This is a genomic window from Cupriavidus phytohabitans (assembly GCF_000426345.1).
Taxonomy (GTDB): Bacteria; Pseudomonadota; Gammaproteobacteria; order Burkholderiales; family Burkholderiaceae; genus Cupriavidus.
Genome location: NZ_AUFE01000072.1, coordinates 1 through 21,585, shown reverse-complemented (window position 1 = coordinate 21,585; position 21,585 = coordinate 1). Strand labels below are relative to the sequence as shown.

The 21,585-nt window shown below is 61.4% G+C and carries 16 protein-coding genes, 1 tRNA gene and 1 pseudogene; 12 read left to right on the top strand and 6 right to left on the bottom strand.

Going from position 1 to position 21,585, the window contains the following annotated elements; translation table 11 throughout:
- Positions 1-353 precede the first annotated feature (353 nt).
- Positions 354-887: pseudogene (locus K309_RS37820) on the bottom strand (cation diffusion facilitator family transporter); the annotation flags it as partial.
- A gap of 43 nt (positions 888-930) precedes the next feature.
- A complete protein-coding gene (locus K309_RS0129335) occupies positions 931-1,206 on the bottom strand; it encodes a metal/formaldehyde-sensitive transcriptional repressor (RefSeq protein WP_029049678.1) in 276 nt (91 codons plus the stop codon).
- A gap of 284 nt (positions 1,207-1,490) precedes the next feature.
- Here K309_RS0129335 and K309_RS42045 point away from each other — a divergent pair, with 284 nt between their 5' ends.
- The 5 genes from K309_RS42045 to K309_RS0129315 all read left to right on the top strand — a co-directional run bounded on the left by K309_RS42045 (position 1,491) and on the right by K309_RS0129315 (position 7,694).
- The gene (locus K309_RS42045) at positions 1,491-1,727 is read left to right on the top strand and encodes a hypothetical protein (RefSeq protein ID WP_156914480.1); all 237 of its coding nucleotides are present in this window, start codon (positions 1,491-1,493) and stop codon (positions 1,725-1,727) included.
- 480 nt (positions 1,728-2,207) lie between these two features.
- Positions 2,208-3,644, top strand: a complete 1,437-nt coding sequence (locus K309_RS0129330) for a carbohydrate porin (RefSeq protein ID WP_084402599.1) — start codon at positions 2,208-2,210, stop codon at positions 3,642-3,644.
- 205 nt (positions 3,645-3,849) lie between these two features.
- Positions 3,850-5,586 carry an ABC transporter permease gene (locus tag K309_RS0129325; protein ID WP_029049676.1) on the top strand — a complete coding sequence of 579 codons (1,737 nt, stop codon included), beginning with the start codon at positions 3,850-3,852 and terminating at the stop codon, positions 5,584-5,586.
- Positions 5,587-5,599: 13 nt separating this feature from the next.
- Entirely contained in the window at positions 5,600-6,898 is a 1,299-nt protein-coding gene (locus K309_RS0129320) for an ABC transporter ATP-binding protein (protein ID WP_029049675.1), read from the top strand.
- A 73-nt stretch (positions 6,899-6,971) separates the two neighbouring features.
- On the top strand, positions 6,972-7,694 hold the full coding sequence (locus K309_RS0129315) for an MgtC/SapB family protein (protein ID WP_029049674.1): 723 nt from the start codon (positions 6,972-6,974) through the stop codon (positions 7,692-7,694).
- Between the two features lie 269 nt (positions 7,695-7,963).
- Here K309_RS0129315 and tnpC read toward each other — a convergent pair whose 3' ends face one another.
- Positions 7,964-8,326 carry a Tn3 family transposase post-transcriptional regulator TnpC gene (gene tnpC, locus K309_RS0129310; RefSeq protein WP_035878570.1) on the bottom strand — a complete coding sequence of 121 codons (363 nt, stop codon included), beginning with the start codon at positions 8,324-8,326 and terminating at the stop codon, positions 7,964-7,966.
- Positions 8,319-11,318 carry a Tn3 family transposase gene (locus tag K309_RS0129305; protein WP_029049672.1) on the bottom strand — a complete coding sequence of 1,000 codons (3,000 nt, stop codon included), beginning with the start codon at positions 11,316-11,318 and terminating at the stop codon, positions 8,319-8,321. The genes tnpC and K309_RS0129305 overlap by 8 nt, the downstream gene beginning before the upstream one ends.
- Positions 11,319-11,588: 270 nt before the next feature.
- On the opposite strand from K309_RS0129305, the gene K309_RS0129295 reads away from it, so the two are divergent.
- The 5 genes from K309_RS0129295 (at position 11,589) to K309_RS37815 (ending at position 17,776) form a co-directional block, all read left to right on the top strand.
- The gene (locus K309_RS0129295) at positions 11,589-12,488 is read left to right on the top strand and encodes a DNA-binding protein (protein ID WP_029049671.1); all 900 of its coding nucleotides are present in this window, start codon (positions 11,589-11,591) and stop codon (positions 12,486-12,488) included.
- 508 nt (positions 12,489-12,996) lie between these two features.
- Positions 12,997-13,362 (top strand): toxin-antitoxin system TumE family protein, encoded by a 366-nt coding sequence (locus tag K309_RS0129290; RefSeq protein WP_029049670.1) that lies wholly within the window; start codon positions 12,997-12,999, stop codon positions 13,360-13,362.
- The gene (locus K309_RS0129285; RefSeq protein WP_029049669.1) at positions 13,359-13,709 is read left to right on the top strand and encodes an HVO_A0114 family putative DNA-binding protein; all 351 of its coding nucleotides are present in this window, start codon (positions 13,359-13,361) and stop codon (positions 13,707-13,709) included. Before K309_RS0129290 ends, K309_RS0129285 begins: the two co-directional genes overlap by 4 nt.
- Positions 13,710-13,897: 188 nt before the next feature.
- Positions 13,898-16,561, top strand: a complete 2,664-nt coding sequence (locus K309_RS0129280) for a DEAD/DEAH box helicase (protein WP_035878568.1) — start codon at positions 13,898-13,900, stop codon at positions 16,559-16,561.
- Between the two features lie 18 nt (positions 16,562-16,579).
- Entirely contained in the window at positions 16,580-17,776 is a 1,197-nt protein-coding gene (locus K309_RS37815) for an SWIM zinc finger family protein (protein ID WP_232232540.1), read from the top strand.
- Between the two features lie 267 nt (positions 17,777-18,043).
- Here the strand turns inward: K309_RS37815 and K309_RS0129270 are convergent.
- Positions 18,044-18,131, bottom strand: a tRNA-Ile gene (locus K309_RS0129270).
- A 913-nt stretch (positions 18,132-19,044) separates the two neighbouring features.
- A complete protein-coding gene (locus K309_RS0129265; protein ID WP_232232539.1) occupies positions 19,045-19,821 on the bottom strand; it encodes a metallophosphoesterase family protein in 777 nt (258 codons plus the stop codon).
- A 236-nt stretch (positions 19,822-20,057) separates the two neighbouring features.
- Here K309_RS0129265 and K309_RS0129260 point away from each other — a divergent pair, with 236 nt between their 5' ends.
- On the top strand, positions 20,058-20,432 hold the full coding sequence (locus K309_RS0129260; protein WP_029049666.1) for a hypothetical protein: 375 nt from the start codon (positions 20,058-20,060) through the stop codon (positions 20,430-20,432).
- A 220-nt stretch (positions 20,433-20,652) separates the two neighbouring features.
- Positions 20,653-21,504 (top strand): hypothetical protein, encoded by an 852-nt coding sequence (locus K309_RS43300; RefSeq protein ID WP_035878567.1) that lies wholly within the window; start codon positions 20,653-20,655, stop codon positions 21,502-21,504.
- Positions 21,505-21,585: the final 81 nt, after the last annotated feature.

The window sequence follows — 21,585 nt, the reverse complement described above, 5'->3', positions numbered from 1 at the left end:
AGCTATCGCTACTCAGCGTCACAGAGAACTTCCTCGTTGAGACCTATAGCGTGCCGTTTGGCGTAATTGCGAGCGCGTGATGCAAACATGCATCCCCGTGACGGCTGCCATGCGAGTGTCCTTTGCCTGCGCTGGAGCGGACGCTTGGATGCCCGATAAAAAGCGCGGGCTAACGTCCGCAACTGGCCGTTCGGCGCCCTCCAACCGCCCGCGTCACACGATACGTTGCGCCGCACAAGACGAATTCAACCACGAAATACGGATACCCAGATCTTCTTGCTGGCTGCGAGCCAACGTCGGCGATAGGACAAAAGTCTTAACGGGCAATATTTTCCGAATTCTGAAGCCGCCCCGTTCAGATCGTGATGCTTGTGGCCGGCATCATGCTGCCCATGCGCACCATGATGGTGGCCATGGTCGTGCCCGTGGTCGTGTGCGCCCCCAAGAATAAGTGCGCAGCCCAGGTTGACCAGCAATCCAATGACCGTCACGGCCATTGCTTCCTTATAGTGAATTGCCTGGGGGCTGAAGATGCGCTCAATGGAGCCAAACACCATCAGCGCAGCTATGCCAAGAAGGAAGATGGCGCTGGCGAACCCTGCGAGTACTTCAATCTTCCAGGTCCCGAAAGCAAAGCGCGTGTCGTGGGCATACCGCCGCGCGGCTGCATAGGCAAGCGCGCTCAGCCCGATTGCAAGGGCGTGAGAACTCATGTGCCATCCGTCGGCAAGTAACGCCATGGAGTTGAACCACAGGCCGGCGGCGATTTCGACCAACATCGTAGTCGCGGTAATCAGCATGACAAGTCGCGTTCCACGTTCCGCTGCGTGGTTGCCGGTGTCAAAGACGTGGGTATGTGCCCACTGAGAAAGGTCTTGGGTGTGCATGATTGAGCTGGAACCTGCAGTTTTATGGAGTCACCACAGCTGACTACTTGAAATAGCTTCGAACAACTTCGATGAGTTGTTCCTTGGCATCGCCGTCCCCACCGGCAGATGCTTCAATATCTGTCAGATGCGTCCGGATATGATCTTCTAGTACCACTGCAAGGAGGCCATTCATTGCACCTCGACAGCTTGTAATTTGCTGAAGGACCTCGGCGCAGGCTTTCTCGTCCTCCAGGGCACGTTCGATCGCATCAATTTGCCCCCGGATGCGGCGGACCCGGTTCAGCAGCTTTTGCTTTTCGCGAATGGTGTGGCTCAAGGGATTTCCTATTATAGGGTAGGGGGGTATACTAGCATATTGCTGGCGTACGCCGGCGTGGCTCATACATCGCTTTCTGTGTAGCCTTGTGGCATTCACGCTGTCCAGTAATGGCCGGGATCGGGAGGAAAATGGCGCTGGTTGCATGGCAAGGTACCTCGGAGCAGCGAAACGTCCGCCGACGCGGAAGAATGCCGGATCTGAGCTACGCTCTGCGGCCGCCGCGGCAGTAGCGAAAAGCTGGGAACGCAGTCGTCCGGCAATTCGCGACAAGAGGAGTTGAAATGCACAACCCAACCCGAGGAACCCTCGCCGGGCTTGCGGCGCTCACATGTGTTGCTCTGACTGCCAAGACGGTGCCAGAGGGCTTGAGTTCCGAAGCTTCGGGCGCAGCATCAGGGAGCAAACCTGCTTCGACATATGAGGGGAGAAAACGCGAGTTGAGAAAGGAACGGGAAGAAGCAAAGAAGCGGGAAATGCAAGAGATGAAAACCAAGAAGTTGGAACGGCAAGCCGACTGAAGATCCACGGCTGGTTCTCGCTGCTACCTTTAAGGGGCGAGCTGCAGTACCGTGCTGAGCCGAACTGGTGCACCCCACGGTTGCCTCTTCCTTTGACGGCTCCGCCGACAAAGGCCGCGTGTCGCAGAATAGCCTCACCGGCTCCCGCCGGACTCGAAAAATTTATTTGCGGCCCTATGAGACCTTTTGGTATGCTGCGCCCGGTCATCACTAAGGGTTCTCCCCATGGACTGTTGTTCTAGTCGGCGGTACGCCGATTTCTGAACGGCTAGTCAGTCAAGGCGACATCTCGCCACTGCCTAGCCGTTACCGGCGGGTAGTGGCAACCATGCAGATTCTCTGCATGGCCACCTCCCGATTTTTTGTTTGCGACCTGTACCGAGAAGGCAGCCGCGGGCGACGTTCGCCCTCGCTCTTTGGCCTTCGCGAGCAGGCGCCCCCGAGCCTACGCGCGCCATAGAAGCGCGTGAGGGAGGTCTCATGTCGTTCATTACCGTTTTTCAGTTTGCCTTCACTGCCCTCACCTTTTTGAAGGGCACCCACTGGTCTCGCCGCACGCTCGTGGCACTGATGCTGTCGCTGTCTGGCCTTGGCCTCGCGCCAGCCCATGCTCAGGACCCTGTCGAGAGTCAGCCGGCTCCCGGTACCGCCGGCGGCAAACCGACCATGGATCCGACGGAGGACGTCTTCGCCTTCCACGGGCAGGCCACCTACATCTGGCAGCGCAAGCCGTCGTTTGGCGCCGCCTATTCGGGCGAGCACAGCCTCGGCACGGAACGCGCCAAGAGCTATTCGTTTACCAGCACACTGGATCTGGGCCTGCGCCTGTGGCAAGGGGCGGAGTTCCACTTCAATCCCGAGGTGTCGCAGGGCGTGCCGTTCTCCGGCCTGCACGGACTGGGCGGTCTGACCAACGGGGAGCTGGCCAAGTCCTCCGGCACGAATCCCACCTTCTACCGGGCCCGCGCGTTCGTCCGCCAGACGTGGGGCTTGGGTGGCGGCGACGAGAAGCTCGACGCGGATTTCAACCAGTTCGCGCGGACAGTCGACAAGAAGCGAATAGTCCTGACCGCCGGCAACTTCAGTGTGCTCGACGTCTTCGACCTGAATCCCTATGGCTCCGACCCGCGCACGCAGTTCATGAACTGGTCATCGCTGACCCATGGCTCGTTCGACTACCCGGCCGATGCGCGCGGCTACAACTGGGGCGTGTCACTCGAGTACGTCGGCGACGGGTGGTCAGCACGGATCGGTCGGTTCCTGCAACCGCTGGAGTCCAATGGGCTGGAGCTGGACACCCGAATGTTCGAACACTATGGCGACATGATCGAGTTGGAGAAGCGCTATAGCCTTGCTGGTCGGCCAGGGGCCGCGCGCCTGCTGCTCTGGCGCAACAAGGCGAAGATGGGCAAGTTCAGCGATGCGCTGGCATTCGGGCAGGCCAACAACGTGACACCAGACGTGGCCGACGTGCGCGCTGAGCATGCCAAGGTAGGCGTGGGCATTACGTTGCTGCAGGAGGTCAACGATTCGCTGGGTGTCTTCTTCCGGGCCAATATGTCGGACGACAAGACGGAAACGTATGCCTTTACCGAGATCGGCAAACAGGTCGCCGGCGGCGGCACACTGAAAGGCACGTCCTGGGGGCGGCCCAACGATGAGCTCGGCGTGGCGATGGCCGTCAATATGCTGCGATCGCCGCATCGGGATTACCTGGCCGCCGGTGGCGTGGGAGCGTTTCTCGGGGATGGCGCGCTGCGCTACGGGCCGGAACAGGTGCTCGAGGTCTATTACAGCGTGGCGCTGTGGAAGTACTTCAGCATCAGCCCGAATTTCCAGTACATCCGCAATCCCGGCTACAACCGGGACCGGGGTCCGGCAACCTTCTACGGCGTCAGGTTCCACGCCGAGTTCTGAGCCGCTGGGCGATAAGTTCCCTGTCACCAGCCGGGGCGATCATGGACGCCCCTGGCTGGTGCGCTGACCTGCCACCTGCCCGTTGAAGCCAGCCCACAGGTTGGCGGGGCGGTGGACCTAGTGACTTGCGAGCTGTTGCTGACCAAGGTGCCGGCAACCGCGCTGCGGGTTTCGGTTTAACCATGCTGGCGGCCAAGGAGGCCCCATGGCAAACGAATTCATTCCGCAACTCCCCGGCACGGCTCGGCGTCTGCTGCCGAACCGCTGGGATTTCCTTGCGCTTCCGCTGATTATCGGCCTGCTGGTGGTGGGCGCCTCGGGAATCCGCGAAACGCTGGCGCCTCTCGCCGGGCCCAGCGTCGAGGCAATTTCCCTCGATCCCGCCATGTTGCCCGAGTACGCCTTGCGGACCACGCTGCGCATGCTGGCCGCCTTGGCGGCTTCGCTGCTGTTCACCTTCACATACGGCACGCTGGCCGCCAAGAGCCGGCGGGCGGAGAAGGTGCTGGTCCCGATTCTCGACATCCTGCAGTCGGTGCCGGTGCTCGGCTATATCTCCTTCACCGTAGTCTTCTTCCTCTCACTTTTCCCAGGCCGGGTGCTGGGCGCCGAGCTGGCGGCGATCTTCGCAATCTTCACCAGCCAGGCCTGGAACATGACGTTCAGCTTCTATCAATCGCTGCGCACTTTGCCGCCCGACCTGATCGAAGTGTCGAGCAGCATGCGCCTGACACCCTGGCAGAAGTTCTGGAAGCTGGAGGTGCCCTTTGCCATGCCGGGGCTGATCTGGAACATGATGATGAGCATGTCGGGCGGCTGGTTCTTTGTCGTTGCTTCGGAAGCCATTACAGTCGGCGACAAGTCGATCACCTTGCCAGGTGTTGGCGCCTATCTGGCCTCCGCCATCGCCGACAGCAACATGGCTGCCGTCGGCTGGGTCATCCTGGCCATGATCGGCGTGATCGTCTTGTACGATCAGCTCCTGTTCCGTCCGATGGTGGCCTGGGCAGATCGTTTCCGGTTGGAAAGCACGAGCGCACAAATCGCACCGGCATCCTGGGTGTTGAACCTGGTTCATCGCACATCGCTGATCCAGAGCCTGCTACGCCCCTTCGGCCGCCTGCTGCGCAAGCTGGCGCGCGCCCGGTTCACTATCAGCCTGCCTCGGGCTTCAGGGACCGGGCGAACGCGCCTGAGCCGCGCGATCGATGTCATCTGGAGCCTGCTCGTGTCAGTCCTTGCGGGTTACCTGCTGTGGCGGACGATTCGCTACGTGCACACTGAGGCCGGGCTGGCCGAGCTTGTCAAAGTCGTTGGGCTGGGGCTACTGACGCTGCTGCGCGTGCTGGTGCTGATCGCCTTAGCGTCGCTGATCTGGGTGCCGGTTGGGGTCATGATCGGCCTGCGGCCAAAGCTCGCCGAGAAAATCCAGCCGCTGGCCCAGTTCCTGGCGGCCTTTCCGGCCAACCTGCTGTTTCCGGTCTTTGTGTTCGGCATTGTCCATTTCCATCTCAATCCAGACATCTGGCTAAGTCCGCTGATTGTGTTGGGGGTGCAGTGGTACATCCTCTTCAACGTCATCGCCGGGGCCACCGCATTTCCGAATGATTTCCGCGAAGCGGCCACCAATTTCCGCATTCACGGCTGGCAGTGGTGGAGAAAGATCATGTTGCCCGGGATTTTTCCCTACTACGTAACCGGCGCCATCACCGCGTCGGGCGGTGCGTGGAACGCAAGCATCGTTTCCGAGGCGGTGTCATGGGGATCTACCAGCCTATCGGCGCACGGCCTTGGCTCCTATATCGCCCAATCCACCGCCGCCGGGGACTATCCCAAGATCGTCCTGGGAATTGCCGTCATGTCGATTATGGTGGTCTGTTTTAACCGTTTCCTCTGGCGGCCGCTATACGCCATCGCCGAAAACAAGCTGCGCATGAACTGAGAGGGCAAGCACAATGCAAAACGAAATTCCGACCGCTTCCCGGAACATCCTGAGCATTCGCGACCTGAGCCACGGCTACGGCCGCGAGCAGGGCAAGCGTCTGGTGCTGGACGGCGTGAACCTCGATCTGCGCGAAGGCGAGATCGTCGGCCTGCTTGGCCGGTCTGGCTCGGGCAAGTCCACGCTGCTGCGGATGATTGCCGGGCTGATTTCCCCTACATCAGGCCAGCTCGACTATTGCGGGGCTCCTATCAAGGGCCCAGCCGAAGGTGTCGCCATGGTCTTCCAGACCTTTGCGCTCTTCCCCTGGCTGACTGTGCTGGACAACGTCGAAGCGGGCCTGGAAGCCCTGGGCGTGCCGCCGGCGGAGCGGCGTGAGCGCGCACTGGCGGCCATTGACCTGATCGGGTTGGACGGCTTCGAGAATGCCTTCCCACGCGAGTTGTCGGGTGGCATGCGCCAGCGTGTGGGCTTTGCCCGCGCCCTCGTCGTCAACCCGACGTTGCTGCTGATGGACGAGCCATTCTCGGCGCTCGACGTGCTCACGGCCGAGACCTTGCGTACCGATCTGCTCGATCTGTGGACGGAGCGGATGCTGCCGATCAAGTCGATGCTGATCGTGACCCACAACATCGAAGAGGCGGTCTTCATGTGCGACCGCATACTGCTGCTGTCGTCCAACCCGGGAGCTGTCGTCGCCGAGTTCGAAGTACCGTTCAAACATCGGCGTGACCGCCTGGAACCCGCATTCCGCGAACTTGTCGACGAGATCTACGCCAAGATGACAGCCCGGCCAACCAAGGGGGTCGCGCCAAGGAACGGCCTGGACATCGGCAGCCCGTTGCAGCCGGTTTCCACCAACCTGATGGCGGGCCTGATCGAAACCGTGGCTGCCGAGCCGTATCGGGGCCAGGCCGATCTGCCGGAGATTGCTGCGACGATGCATCTGGAGGTGGACGATCTCTTTCCGGTCGCCGAGATGCTTGGACATCTCGGCTTTGCCGAACTGCGCGAGGGCGACATTGTGCTGACCGCGGCTGGGCTAGTCTTCAATGTACATGGCACGCAGGAACGCAAAGCCCTCTTCGCCGAGCATCTGGTGCGGCGTGTGCCGATGGCCGGCTATATCCGGACCGTGCTGGCAGAGCGGAAAGACCAGCAGGCCCCGCGCGTGCGGTTCGAGCAGAAGCTAGAGGATTTTCTGAGCGATGAACTGGCCAGGCAGACGCTGGAAGCCATCATCGAATGGGGTCGTTATGCGGAGATCTTTTCGTACGACGACCATACCGAGCGGTTCTCGCTGGAAAGCTGACGCAATATAGCCATCCGCCAAAGGTGAACTCAGACCGCCTTGGGGCGCTCCACCGACTACGATCGCGTGAATCATGACCATTGAAGCCATCCAAAACATCAATCTGGATTCTCTGCTCGATACCAGTATCAGCGTGGCTGCAGCCTTCTTACTGGGTGGGGTGATCGGCTACGAACGGCAGTACCGTCAGCGTACTGCTGGCCTGCGTACCAACGTGCTGGTGGCGGTCGGCGCCGCGATCTTCGTGGATATGGCCAACCGGCTGGCGGGACACGATGGCGCCGTCCGCGTCGTTGCCTACGTGGTGTCGGGAATCGGCTTTCTTGGCGCCGGGGTGATCATGCGGGAAGAAGGCAACGTGCGCGGACTCAATACCGCCGCTACCTTGTGGGGCTCGGCAGCCATCGGCGCGTGTGCAGGCGCCGATCTGCTTCTTGAAGCTGTGATCGGCTGTCTGTTCGTGCTGGCTGCCAATACACTGCTTCGCCCCATGGTTGATCGCATCAACCGCCAACCCATCGATACGCCTGCCGTGGAAGTCACCAATACCGTCTATGTCATTGCGCCGCGAGAGCGCCAGAAGGAGGCTATGCGCTTGCTCAATGACGCTCTGGAAAGTAGCAATCATCCCACTCGAGACCTGGTAGTTCATGCCTTCGGCACGGACGACGTGGAGATCGAGGCTGTGCTGATGGCGACCTCGGTCGATGGGGAAATTCTCGATCGCGTCGTGGCGCAACTAACAGAGTCCAGTGCTGTCAGCCAGGCATTCTGGAGTCCTAGTACCACCGAGTGAACCGCAACACGGAATGCTCGCTGAGATCGCATCGACGGCGATTTGTCTGCCATGTCCACATTCGCCAATGATTCTGCGGCCGGTCATCGCTTGCTGAATGTCCGATTTGGCCTGCAGATTCAACTGATCGATGCAACGGTTTGATGGAATCTCTCAGCCGGCGTATCGAAATTCAGTGTCTTGCGCGGCCGCTTTATGGCTATTACAGTAATGTCGGTAGACAGTCCGATTGGTACTCTTGGCTATCTTACTTCCGCCCCGGACGATGCTTACTCACTGTTATCCCCAAGCCAGTTGTCGAACTCGGGCCGCAGCTTTTCCAGCGGCAGCAGAGCCCGCTGGGTCTGCCGAAGCATCGCAATCCAGTCGTCCAGTTCTTCCATGACTGCATCAAACTGCTCCATCAAGGTCGGCCCATTGGTCACATAGGACAGGCTGGCGCCATTGATGACGGTATGCGCCATGCCGTGCAAGCGCAGCAGATCGTCGCGCAGCCCGTCTGGCTCGCATCGTGCGCGGATGGCGTCCAGTTGGTCCACCGCTCGAAGAATGGCAAGTGTGTTAAAGGTTTCCTGCAACGTCTGCAGGGCGTCGGCATCGACTTTGCCGTAGGGGGTATCCATATCAGGCATGGCGAGGCTTGCGTACTGAATGAGCGGGGCCGGCAAATAGACTATCTCGAATCCAGGGCTCAGGCATGCGATCCAGATGCAGTTTGTAGTCGCCGAAACGCTTGATATTGCTGGTTAGATATGGGCTTAGGAACTCGATATCGGCGACATCCACCTGGATTCCGTCCTTCACCATCGCGCGCAGCGCCTGCATCATGTCGGCAGTGTTCTGCAGGATCACGGCCGAGGCGATCAGGTCGTTGTAGCGCAGTCGCTTCTGCTGCTCGTCGGGGTCGTTCTCTGCCAGCACATCGCCGCCGAACGAAAACCATTTAGCAAAGCCATTGTAGGACTCGATTTTGTTGGTGGTGGCGGTGATCTCCTGGCGTAGCTCGCGGCTGCCGACCCATTCGAGCAGGAACACCGTGCGCACGACCTTGCCGAGTTCCTGCGCGGCCAGGAACAGTCGGTTGCGGCGGCTTTCCGAGCCGAAGCGGCGCAGCAGCAGCGGCGAGGAGATCGTGCCGGCCTGGATCGATAGCGCGACCTGCATCAGGTCCTGCCAGTGGAACGCGATGAGGTCCCAGTCCACGGTATCCGAGAACAGGCGGTCGATGTTCTTGTATTTCCTATCCGCATCGGCACGGTACAGCTTCAGATCCTGCCAGTTTCGAATCCGGGGCATCAGATTGATGCCAAGCAGATGGGTGAAGGCGAATACCGCGGCTGACTGCCCCTGGGTGTCGGCGTGCACGGTGTCGGCCTCGACGCTCAAGCCGGCCTTGAGCAGCCCCTCGATCACGTAGATGGCTTCCCACACACCGGGCGGGATGAAGTGCCGGAACACGGCGATGTAGTTGTCCGCCACGTGGCGGTAGGCCACTGCCCCCATCTTGCGATAGCGGAAGTGATAGCCGGCCAGCAGGTTGTTGTCGTAAAAATCATACTGCGTCCCGTCAGCGGCAACGGTCTTGCCATCGCCCCAGTGCTTGGGCAGGTCGAGCCGCAGATAGAGTTCAATCAGTTCGCGCTGGGCGGTCTCGAGTCGTTCCAAACTCAGGTGCCGGCGGTTGACGAACGACATCATGTGCGGCGTCACGCGGTCGCCCATGTGCCGGGCCGCCTGGGTGGGTCCGAGATTGCAGCCCATCGCGAAAATGGTCAGCAGGTAGCGCTCGGCGGCGTGGCGGATCTTGGGGTCGCTGCCAGACAGCGGGCCGAAGTGCCGCGTGAAATGCGTCCAGTGCTCGATGTTGGCCAGCACGTCCAGCAGGTTGCGCGTCGGGATGCGCCGGATCAGCGCCTGCTGCAGGGCAATGGCGCTGGCCGGGATCTCCCGGGCGATGGTCCGCCTGAGCACGGGCTCGCCGTCCTGGCCGATGGTGACGTGCTGGCGCTTATCAGGGAAGCTTTCATCGAGCGCGCGCGCCGTGTCGGCGAGCCACTGGCGCAAATGTGCCACGAAGTCCTGCGCGTTGGCCGGCATGTCCAGCTTGGCGCAGTATTCTGGCAGGCGCCGCTCGCATTCCCGCCAGGGCAGCAGGTGTACCCGGTAGTCGGCGAAGGCGTCGGAGCCCACCACGCACAAGTCGCCGGAGCGCAGCTCGTTCACCATGTGGGAAAGCACACACAGTTCCAGATAGCGACGGTTGGTGGGCGCGCCTTGGTCGTGCGGGCGGCGCACCAGCTTGCGCCAGCGTTCCGAGGCGAAGCTGACGTCGACCTCGGCGGTGATCCACTCGCGGTGCAGGGATTCGTTTTCCAGCACCACTTCCAAGGCCGCCAGCAGGGTGCGGGACTGGCTGGTCGACTCCCATTCCAGCACCTGCGCCAGGCGCAGCATCACGGAGCGGTGCGCGCGGAAATGCCGCCACAGCAGCGGCAGGTAGTTGTTGCCGCTGAAGGCACGCACCTCGGCACAGCTCTCGCGTAGGGGCTCCAGATCGCCGGACGGCGCGAGGAAGCGGCGCACCTGCTGGCCGATCAGCGCGTCGTCCTGGCCATCGGCGACGATATCGACCACGCCGTCGAGCAGCGTGACCAGCTTCTCCATCTGCGCGCGCTGGCGGGACTGGATGCGTTCCATCTCGTCGCGCGCCCGCTTGTGGATCGCGCCCATGCGACGGATGAACATTTCCGCGAGGTCGTCGCGGCTGCGCACGCGCATGTGGTAAAGCAACGCCACGATCAACGTATAGCGTTTCTCTGGCAGCGTGACCTTGAGGTTCGCCGCGTCCAGGCTCATGGCCTGGCTGGCCAGCGAGCGCAGCTTGGAGGCTGGCACGTCGGCCAACGCGAGCGAGAAATCGCCGAAGGTGTCGAGCCAGCTCAGGTGCTCGATCAGCAAATTGAGATGCTTGCGCGAAGGGCGGCGTGCGTGGCGCTTGATATTGTTGTAGGCAGTCTGCCGGTTCGCGAATTCCCGCGTCAACAGGAGGTCCAGGCGCTGTTGGTCCTCGTCCGAAAGGCGGCGCGCCACTCGTCGGAATAGCGCGGTCTGCGTGCGGGCATGAATCTGCTCGGCAATGGTGTCCAGCGTGGAGAACGCCGGCAGCTCGATCTGGTTCAGGATCAGCGCATCGATGGTGGCATTGATGACGTCCACCGGCTGATCCATCGTTTCCGCTGCCTCGCGTGCCGCCCGAATCGTGGCCTCGTTGGCATCAGTGCCGACGTAGGGCTGGACGCCAAGGAATTCACGCACTGCCGTGTAGTGGCGGAACAGCGTGGGAGAGACCTTGCGGTCATAGCCGAACGGCGTATCGGGGTCGAGTCCTGCGCAAGCGCGGACATGATCCACCACGGCGACGGGAATGGTGTCGAGATTGGGGAAGTAATGCAGTTGCTGGAAAACCTTGAGGAGGACCAGCAGGCCGAGCCGAGGACTTTGGCCACGGGTGGAGCGGGTGCCCCAGTCCAATTCCTCCGCACTGGGCGTGTAGCACGCCCGCAGTTCCTTGCTGGAGAAGGCCTTTGGGAAACGCGGGTAAGCGGTACGCTCGACGGTGGCCATACAGGGATCTCGACAATCGCTGAAGGGCCAGCCAGTCTAGCTGACGGCAGGGGAGAAACTCCAGTTCATTTGTTATAGCCTGCGGTTATGAACCATGAGTTCTATATAACCATAAGGCTTATGATAGCAGGCTGGGCGTATGTTGGCATGACCCCGCATAGGGACGCGCTGTTTAGCGCCGCGGCGCCGTTCTTCGATTTGCATATTTACTTACGTATCGTAGCGTATCGTATCGTATAATTCGTAGTACGTTATGAACGAGGATACGTTATGCCGCGTCAAGGGATTGCATTCGAGGAAGTAGCTGCCGCTGCCACCGCGCTGGTAGCGGAACAGTTGAAGCCGACGCTGACTGCGGTGCGAGAGCGGCTCGGCAACACAGGCAGCATGAATACCATCCACCGCCATCTGAATGCGTGGTTGGCGCAGCACAAGACCCCCGCACGCAAGATCGCCGAACCCAATTCCCGGTTGCTCGCGGCTCTGGGTACCGAGCTTTCCAAGGTGGCTGAGGAAGCTGCGGCCGACGCCGAAGCGAACTTGGCCCAGGCCCTCAGCGAAATGGCAGCACTGACCGCGAACGGTGAAGCTGTCGAGGCAGAACGCGACGCGTTATCCGAACAGATGGTGAAGTTGACCAGCGAACGGGACCGTTTAGCCGGTCAAGCTGCTGAACGCGCTGAAGAAGTCGCGCGCCTGAACCAGGAAATCGAACGCGAGCGTGGCGAGCTAGCCAGCGTGAGGCGATCGCTTGCCCAGGCTGAACTGCGTTTGGAAGCGGTACCACGGCTCGAGCAAGAACTTGCCCAACTGCGAACCCAGTTGGCCGACGAGCAAGCGGCGCGCACCGCGGCTGACAAGGCTGCTGCCGTGGCAGAGGCCCAGCGCGTCGCCGCCGACACCGCCCGACAGCAGGCCGAAGCGCGCTTGGCTAGGACTGAAGAGCGCGAGTCTGAGGTTCGGGGCGAGCTGGCCAAAGCACTTGCGGCGCACCAAAGTACGCGTGAACGGCTGACCGATGCCGTGGGCACCGCCGCGGGCGCTCAGGCGGAACTCAAGGCCTTGCAAGCGCGGTTCGACGCGCTGCATGCAGATGTCAAAGCAACATCGTCTGTCCCAACCGAATCGAACCCTACAACCGCGCAGGCTGGATCTCGCAAACGTAATTGACCGCGCTGTTTGGGCATCGAAGACCGGCGTCACGCAGCGCCGCCAGCAGCCGCCGCGGCGTCCTGGCCCCCGAAGCCACAGGTCGCCTTGGGCGCTACCGCGCGCCGAGCGCGCCGGATGCGACTAGGTCGAGCCGGGCCTACCGCGGTCCGGATCTGAGCGACGCGCCGATTCGAGCGGCGCAAGGCGGCGTGCCGGTATTACAATTGATCCTAAATGTGATCTAAAAGACGCATAACAATCATTATGTTAAATCATTACTATTGCTGTTGGCTAACTCATAGTCTTTCGCTACCGGCGCGTCCGGTTCGATCCCAGGCGCTACCGATGACCGCGCTCGGAGGGCAATCAATGAGACGCTCTAGTCGCCGCCGACGCTTGCGCTAGCTTCGTCATGGATCGTCCATGCCAATCGCTACTGTGATCTATTCGCTATATTGTTCGGTGAGGCCGTGCCGGCGAGAACCGCAAGACCCTATCACTTTATCAGCAGGTGATATAGTTAGGGATGAAACGAGACACGGCGATTGATACCCTGCTTGACCTGAACGGCTCGATCCTCGATCAAGGAGGCGGTTACTGGATCAAGCTCGAGGCATGGCAAGTGGACGTATCGAAGGAGATTCCCCATGGCATCCGGTACTCCCTCACCCTGCATGAGCCCTATGGCAAGAGAATTCTTGGGTATGACAACGCGCATGCCGTCAAGCCGCCCAAGAAATTTAAGTATGCCGGACGCATCTTGGCTTATGACCACAAGCACAGGCACGTCTCGGACAAGGGGGTGCCCTATGAATTCAAGGATGCACAGCAACTGATGAACGACTTTTTCGCAGACGTTGACCGCGTTCTGTCGGAGGTGAAGAAGAGATGAAAACCATTGTGATTGGCATCATGCCGCAAGAGAAGATCCGCGAGCGCGTGTTGGCAATTGCGCGGGGGGAGTACCGGCCGAAGGCCAGCGAGCCCAAGATCTGGTTCACTTCCATGAAGTCGTTGGCCGAAGTGCTGAGTGACGACAATCGTGCCTTGTTGCGGGTCATCACCGAGACCAAGCCGGAATCGATTTCCGAACTGGCTGAAGCCACTGGCCGCAAGCCCGGCAATCTATCGCGCACGCTGAAAACAATGTCCAACTATGGCATCGTCGACCTTAAACGCGAGAAGAACCACGTGCGCCCGGTCGCCAAAGCTACGGATTTCCGAATCTTGGCTGCTTAACGAATCCCTTCGGTTGCGCCCCACAGGATGCGAAGGCCGAACTACGGACAGCCAGCAAGATTCGCGCTGTCCGAACTCGGCCGGAGGGCCTGCTGGTGAATTCCACCCGCCGCTTCCCTTGAAAACATGCGCCTTCAACGCTTGCAGCAACCCGGCAATCGGGACGGGCACCATTGACTGCTTCCGACATGCTTGTGCCACACCTGACGCCCGGCGGCCATCTGCTGGCGGTGCCGGAGGACGGCGCGCCCCTCTTGGTCGATGCAACGCGACTGCGGCTTGAGCGTGCCTTTGCACTGGGCGCGGGCCATGGCCTGCTGCAGTTGGGCGCGGCGGAAATCGGCCACAGTTTGCCTTCGGCATGGGCCTGGTGGCGGGATTTTGCCGCACGCTATGTCACGGCCTTGTGCGCGACGCCCGAGGACGGCGAGATCGAGGTCGGAACGCCGACAGACGAAGATCTTGAGGCCATGATTGCCGACGCGCCGCCGATGACGGGCGGCGAGTATCTGACGCCAGCGGTGCTCGCCACGCTGTGGGGCGCGATCGATACGGCCTTGCAGCAGGAACTGCCGGCCGCCAACGTCTCGCTCCAGGATTTCCTCAAATCGCACCACCCGGCCTGGAATCTCGTCGGCCGGGTGCATTTCAACCTCGCCGAGAATCGGCGGGACCCGGAGTTCCCGTTCGCCTTCCTGGCGACTTACACCGCGCGCGTGTCGGCCCACGGCAAAGCGCAACATCAGCCGCTGTCGCAAGCCCTGGCGGAATTTTCGGGAGCCAGGAGCAAGGCACAGTTGCTGTCGTTACTGCTGCCGGTGCAGCGCGCCGCGGAACACTGCGATTGGCTTCGCGAGATGGTGGAGACCGGCGAGATCTACCATCCGCTGCGCTGGACGCCCGTCGACGCCTATCGCTTTCTCTCGGACCTGTCCCACCTCGACGGCGCCGGGATTGTCGTCCGCATGCCAGGCGTCTGGCAAGCAGGCCGCCCTGCCCGTCCCGTTGTGAAAGCCAGCGTCGGAGCACGCCCCCCTTCGCTGCTGGGCAAGGACGCGTTGCTCGATTTCAACATGGAGGTCTCCCTCGACGGCGAGCGTCTTGACGCCGCCGAGGTCAGGGATTTGCTCAAAGGCGCCGACGGCTTGCAACTCATCCGTGGTCGCTGGGTCGAGGTGGACAAGAAAAAGCTCGGTCGCCTCCTGAAGCGCTTCGAGGCCATGGAAAAGGCCGCGCAAAGCGGTCTGCCCTTGAATGAGGCGCTACGCCTGCTGGCAGGGATTTCGCTCGACGACAGCGCCGACCCCGCGGATCGCGACTGGTCGCAACTGGTGGCCGGGCCCTGGCTGGCCGACATGCTGCAGGAATTGCGTCAGCCGGAGGGGCTGGCGCAGATCAGCCCGGGACCGGACCTCAAGGCCAACCTGCGGCCCTACCAACAGGCCGGCGTGCGCTGGCTGTACCTGCTCACCCGGCTCGGACTGGGTGCTTGCCTGGCGGATGATATGGGCCTGGGCAAGACCATGCAGGTACTCTCGCTGCTGCTCGTGCTAAAGCGCGAAAGCGCCGAGGCGCGGCCCAGTCTGCTGGTTGCCCCCGCATCGCTGCTGGCCAACTGGGCGGCAGAGGCCGAGCGCTTTGCCCCCGGCTTGCGCTTACTGATCGCCCATCCGTCAGTCATGCCGGCGGCCGAACTGCGTGCGCTGGACCCCGCGCGGCTGGCAGACATTGATCTCGTCATCACCAGCTTTGGCTCACTCTTGCGCCAGCCGGTATTGGGGACCCTCCAATGGCGCGTGGCCATCGTCGACGAAGCCCAGGCCATCAAGAACCCGGGTGCCAAGCAAACACGGCAGGTCAAGCAGCTCCAGGCCCAGTCGCGCATCGCGCTGACCGGAACCCCGGTGGAGAACCGCCTGTCCGATCTGTGGTCGATTTTCGATTTCACCCACCCCGGGTTGCTGGGCTCAGACAAAGTCTTTGCCAACTTTACCAGGCGGCTGGCGAAGGCCGAGCATTTCGGTCCGCTGCGAACGCTCGTACGGCCCTACATCCTGCGCCGCCTGAAGACCGACAAGCGCGTCATCGACGACCTGCCGGACAAGACCGAACTCAAGGCCTGGTGCCATCTGAGCCCGAGCCAGGCGGCACTGTATCAGGGTGCGGTGAAGGATCTGGCCGCCGCGCTGGAAGACGCCGAAGGCATTGGTCGCAAGGGCGTCGTGCTCAGCTTCCTGATGCGCTTCAAACAGATATGCAACCATCCGTCGCAGTGGTTGGGCGACGCGGCCTGGCAGGCGGAAGACAGCGGCAAGTTTGCCCGCCTGCGCCAACTGGCCGAAGTCATTGCCGCCAAGCAGGAGAAGGTGCTGGTCTTCACCCAGTTCCGCGAGACCACAGAGCCGCTGGCGGCATTTCTAGGGTCGATCTTTGGCCGCGAAGGTCTGGTGCTCCATGGCGGCACCCCGGTCGCCAAGCGCCGCGAACTGGTCAAGCGCTTCCAGGAAGACGAACTGACCCCCTTCTTCGTGCTCTCGCTCAAGGCCGGTGGGGCCGGGCTGAATCTCACCGCCGCGTCGCACGTGATTCATTTTGACCGCTGGTGGAACCCGGCCGTGGAAAACCAAGCCACCGATCGCGCATTTCGTATCGGCCAGAAGAGGAACGTCCTGGTGCATAAGTTTATCTGCCGCGGCACGGTTGAAGACCGTATCGACCAGTTGATCGACGCGAAGCAGCAATTGGTGAAGGACGTGCTGGAGGGCGGTGCAGAACTTCTGCTGACCGAGATGAGCGATCGTGAATTGCTCGATCTCGTGAAGCTCGACGTGCATGCCGCGCAAGAGAACTGATCGTCAAGAGGAACCGCAATGAGTTACGGTTACGGGGGATGGAAGCCCTATGTCTCGGCCGCCGAGCGCAGAAGAAAGGCGGAACTGGCTGCCGCGAAGGCGACGAAGGCTGGTGGGGTCCTGTCGCCCATCGCGTCGTATCGCGGTGCCATCGCCAAGACCTTCTGGGGCAAGGCCTGGTGCGACAACCTGGAAGGCTACAGCGACTATGCCAACCGCCTACCGCGCGGCCGGACCTATGTGCGCAATGGTTCCGTGATCGACCTTCAGATTACGGCCGGCGAAGTCCGTGCGCAGGTCATGGGTTCGAGCCTCTACACGGTCGCGGTGACCGTGACGGCGTGTCCTGCAAAGCAATGGCGAGCGATCGGCGCCGATTGCGCGGGGTCAATCGATTCGATCGTGGAACTCTTGCAGGGCAAGCTCTCGACCGCCGTGATGGCACGCATTTGCAAGCCTGGCACCGGCCTGTTCCCGGGGCCGAAGGAAATCAGCTTCCGTTGCAGTTGTCCGGACTGGGCGTCAATGTGCAAGCACGTTGCTGCCGTACTCTACGGCGTCGGCGCGCGGCTCGACCAACAGCCGGAATTGCTCTTCAGCTTGCGCGGCGTCGAGGCCAGTGATCTCGTCAGGCAGGCCGGTGCTGGCCTGCCCAAATCCACCAAACGACCTGCCGCCAGCAAGGTGCTCGACGACGCCCTGGTGGCGGATGTGTTTGGGATCGAGATGGCCGACGCTTACCCCCTGCCGAAGCCGGCTGTCGGACGTAGCAAGCCACTGGCAGGCAAGATGGCAGCGAAGAAGGCGACCAGGTCGGCGGTCTCGACAACCCGTAAGCCTTCTGCAAACGCCAAGACTGCGGAGGACAATAAATCGGGCACAAAGAAGTTGCCAGTCAAGCCATCCGCTGGGCCTCGTCAGTCAACCTCAGGCATTGTTGTTGCCGGTCAAGCAAACGTAGCGGACTTAAAGTCACCGGCAGGTAAGGTGACAGCGAGGCAGGCGTCGGCGGTCTCGACGACCGGCAAGCCCCCTGCGAACGTGAAGGCTGCAAAGGACAATAAATCGGCAACAAAGGCGTTACCAGTCAAGCCATTTGCCGGGCCACGCAAATCCACCTCTGGCGACGTCGTGGCCAAGAAAACAAACGTGGCGAACTCGCCTGCAACTGCAACCCCGAAAAAGGCTGCGACAAGAAGGCGCGCCGGTACTTGATCGTGAACGAGCATTTGCGCAGCGCGATGGCTGCTGTTTTCGCGAATCCATCGCGGTACCGATGCCGCGCCTCCGGATTCGCTTGCCGCAGCCGTAGCAGCTACTCGATGTTTTCTCGCGAGATAGTCCACTGAGTTGCCGATCGCCCGCCGGCCAGCGTGAACGTGTGCACGTGGGCCTCATCACGCCGGTCAGCGCCGGCGTGAGGTTGCAGGTGCGCTGCGGCGGCGTACAGACAGTCGCGACGCAACCCGTTAAGAGCAAGCTTGGTGGGCCGGGTGGGGTTCGAACCCACGGTGGGAAATTTCCGGCGGATTATGAGTCCGCTGCCTGCAACCAACACGGCGTCCGGCCCTTTAGCGAAGCGCGAGATCTTACCTTGAAGTTCGCACCGTCGCCATTGCCGCTGCTCGATTTGTGGTGATCGATCGGGTCCTCCATAGGGTCTCCAGGCATGCGAGGTCGCGCACCCACGGAATTCGGCCAGATGAACGATTACCACATTCGCATCTGCCAACGACTGCCGAACCCAGGGGCTAAGCTCGAGGCCGTCGTCGAGCTTGGCCGGCAGCGTCGACAGGTTCTGGCAGAACTTGCGCTTCTCCTCTGGCACCCCTGGCTGGGCGGCTATCCATCCCTTGAACGCGCAGAACGACTCTGTGGAGATCGCTGTCAGGCGCTCTATGACGCCCGTTTTGGTAAAGACGATCGTGGTTCCACGCCGTGTGCACGTGTGATTGGTTCGCCTCTTGCGTTCCGCTTTCAACGCCCTGCCCGGCTTTCACTGCATCGAATCGAGGCGGGCATGCACGATCCGGATGCGCCGCCCCTCGCTCAATTGTCTGTTCGCTGCGTGACAATTTGCTCGCTGGCAAAAGAACTGCCGGGAAAAATGGCTTCTAATCCAGAGTTGCGCGATGTTTATATCGCCGTATCCTGCTCCGGTAGGCCTGCTACCACCCGCGCCCCTTCCCTGGTGAGCGCGGGGTTTTTTTTGCGAACAGACAAACAGCACGGCGATGGATTGCCGACAACGGCAACCTGGCGGATACTGAGAGTGGTCGGCGACGAAATGGTGTTGGCCGATTTCTTCATGGACGTCCTGCGGCTCTCCTCCATCGGATCGAGAGCTGTTTTTTTTTGTCGCGCTACTATCTGGCAAGCGGCCCGTCCAACTTGCCGGCGGCGGCCGCGGCATGCACCATCGGCCGCCGAAGCTGCCGGCGTCTTGCTGGCCCGCGGGCGCCGAGTCGCGTTGCTTGCGAATCTCAACGGCCGATCGAGCCTGTTTCGTCTTGATAAGTCGGGGCGCCGTGCAAGAAGTCTCCGTCGATCGTGGCCACCGCACAAGCACCGAGACCGAAGAATCGGCACGGTCCTGTGTTCGGATAAGCCGTGGATTCGTGGTGATGGCCGTGGAAAGCGCGTTTCACTCCCATTGCTTCGATGAGCGTGTCAATCGCCTTGAACCCGTGTGGATGACAAGTCGGAGCCTCGTGGCTGATCAGGACATCCGCATGCTGAGTCGATAGCGCGTTGTATGTCTGCGGGAAGATCGTGCTGCGATGGCGCCGCGGCAGGCCGCCCCGCCAGTAGTTCCCCTTCCCACATTTGGCAAGATAGTCAGACTCGCTCTCTACGCGCGAAGGTTCAGGCGGCATCCAGACCTGGCCGCGAAAAATTCCCCCTAACCCGGCAATCCGAAGCCCCGCGATTGTGACCACCCGCCCATCCAGATTCCGGTCGGCCAGGCCCGAGCCGAACAGGTTGTCGTAGTCGGCATCGCTATCGGTGTCGTGATTGCCCGGAATCCACCACACTTGCGTCAGGGGAAGGATGCTGGCGAGCTCTTCATCCAGTGGGCGCTTCGCCTGGATGTCACCGGCGAGCACCACTGCCTCGGGGCGGTGGTGGTGGATGCTTTCGATCAGCGGGCCAAACTCGCCATGGGGGTCACCGCAAATCAAGACATGGCCTTCAGACATCGGTCGTTTCGGAGAGGTGACTTGGTTGGAGTGGAACAGGCGGAACGATGACGTGACCATGGGCCGCCGGAATGATCACCAATGTACCTGATCAGGAGTGCGTCGAATGCGTAACCGGGACGGCGCCCGCGCAAGGTGCCTTCATCCGCGCGTACAGGTTCTTAAGTCAATGCCTGCACACGGACGAGAAGCCCTGACGAAGTCGCCCCTGCCCTTACAATGTTGCTGTGCAATATGAATCTGGGCCGTAGAAGCGCGCGAATCGCCACAGGTCCTACTAGCGGTGGAGGCGGGTAATGGCGACAGCTATGGCTGCGACCAAAGGCGAAGCGCTGAAGCTCCTGGAAACAGAGGGCGTCACAGTCGTGGATTTGGACTACGAGTCAGGATGGCAGGATGCAGTTGAGTTGGGGAGGCTGGGCGAAAAGCTGGGCAAACGTGTCCAGTATCGCGGCCATGAGAGTATTGCCGTCAGCTCGCCCGCGGCCCTCATTGCCGGACTGAGTCGTCCAAAGTTGACGTTCCGTCAGCGCAATCTTTACTGCCAATTTGAGCTCAGCCTGCTGCCAGCGGCTGACTTGGAGCGCCTGGAGAAAAAAGCGGAAATGCTCGGGGACTACATCCTCGCTGGACATCTCACGCGGGATGTCGATGCTGTGTGGACGGAGTAACGCATTGCCATGCAGCCGTCCTGAAGTCCAAAACACATCCGCGCTGAGTCGCACCTGGATTTGGCACCTTTGGAGTCGCTCTTCTCTCGCACACAGATATGGTTGACCCGTCGCGGATTGCCCGTCGTCGTGGCAGCAGCTACCATCGCTGACAACTTGTGGTCCCGGCGATGTCGGGCCGGTCCTGCAGGGGTGCAATCTGACTACCAACGGGAACGCCGTGACGAATCAGCTCGATCTCTTCGAAGATAGCCGCGATGTCATGCTGCGCAACGACGTGCTCACCGCGCTTGAGCAACGCAATGCCGCCGCCGGGCGTGAAGCCCTGCAGCGCCTGGGCGTGGAATATCCAGACGACGCGCTTGTGCCGACCCTAGAGACCCTTGTCAGTGTGCTCGAGTCTCCCGTCCACGGACACTTCACGAATCACGCGGCACTGCGCGACACATGCGAAGCGTGGTGTTTGCCGTGCATGCCGGCAGTGCGCCGCGCATTCGGCGACGCCGCGGGCATGGCTTGGTGCCTACCGCTGTGGCGCGCCCTCGCCCGCGCCGCCTCTCAATTACCGTTTCACCGGGAGATGCCAGAATGGCATGCGGCACCGCTATGGATGCGCGCAGCGGAGTGGACGACGGCATGTGACAGCATCAAGCGAATCGAGTCATGGCGACGAATTCCAATCACGCTCGCCTGGATGGCCGAGACGGTCTATCGGCTTCAGGGGCTTGATCCGGCCTGGCCGCTTTTGGCCGAGCTTGCCTGGCTGTCCCCGAAGAAGCTCGGCGCGCTCATGCAAACGCTCGGTGATTCGTCATTGGTAGCGCTGCGTCGGCGGTTCGATGCGACTTTTGACGGGGACGGCACAAGCGAGGATCTAGGCTGGTTTCCCGCTTTTACCTTGGCGGAAAAACCGGGACTTGCGGCCCTCTTACGCGCGTCCGAGCCCTCGACGGGCACATTACCTGAACAGGGAATGCGGATCATGCTGGAGTTGTTGACCCTTGAGCGCCAAGGCCGCCAGCATGATTTGGTGGAACGGCGAAAGGACTTACGCGGCCTGCAGTGTGCATAAGCAGCTTTCGTGATGCCGAAAGCGCGGGGATTTGAGCAAGAACGGTGATGGACGCTGGAGGGGTTCCCTCAGGGAGCGTGC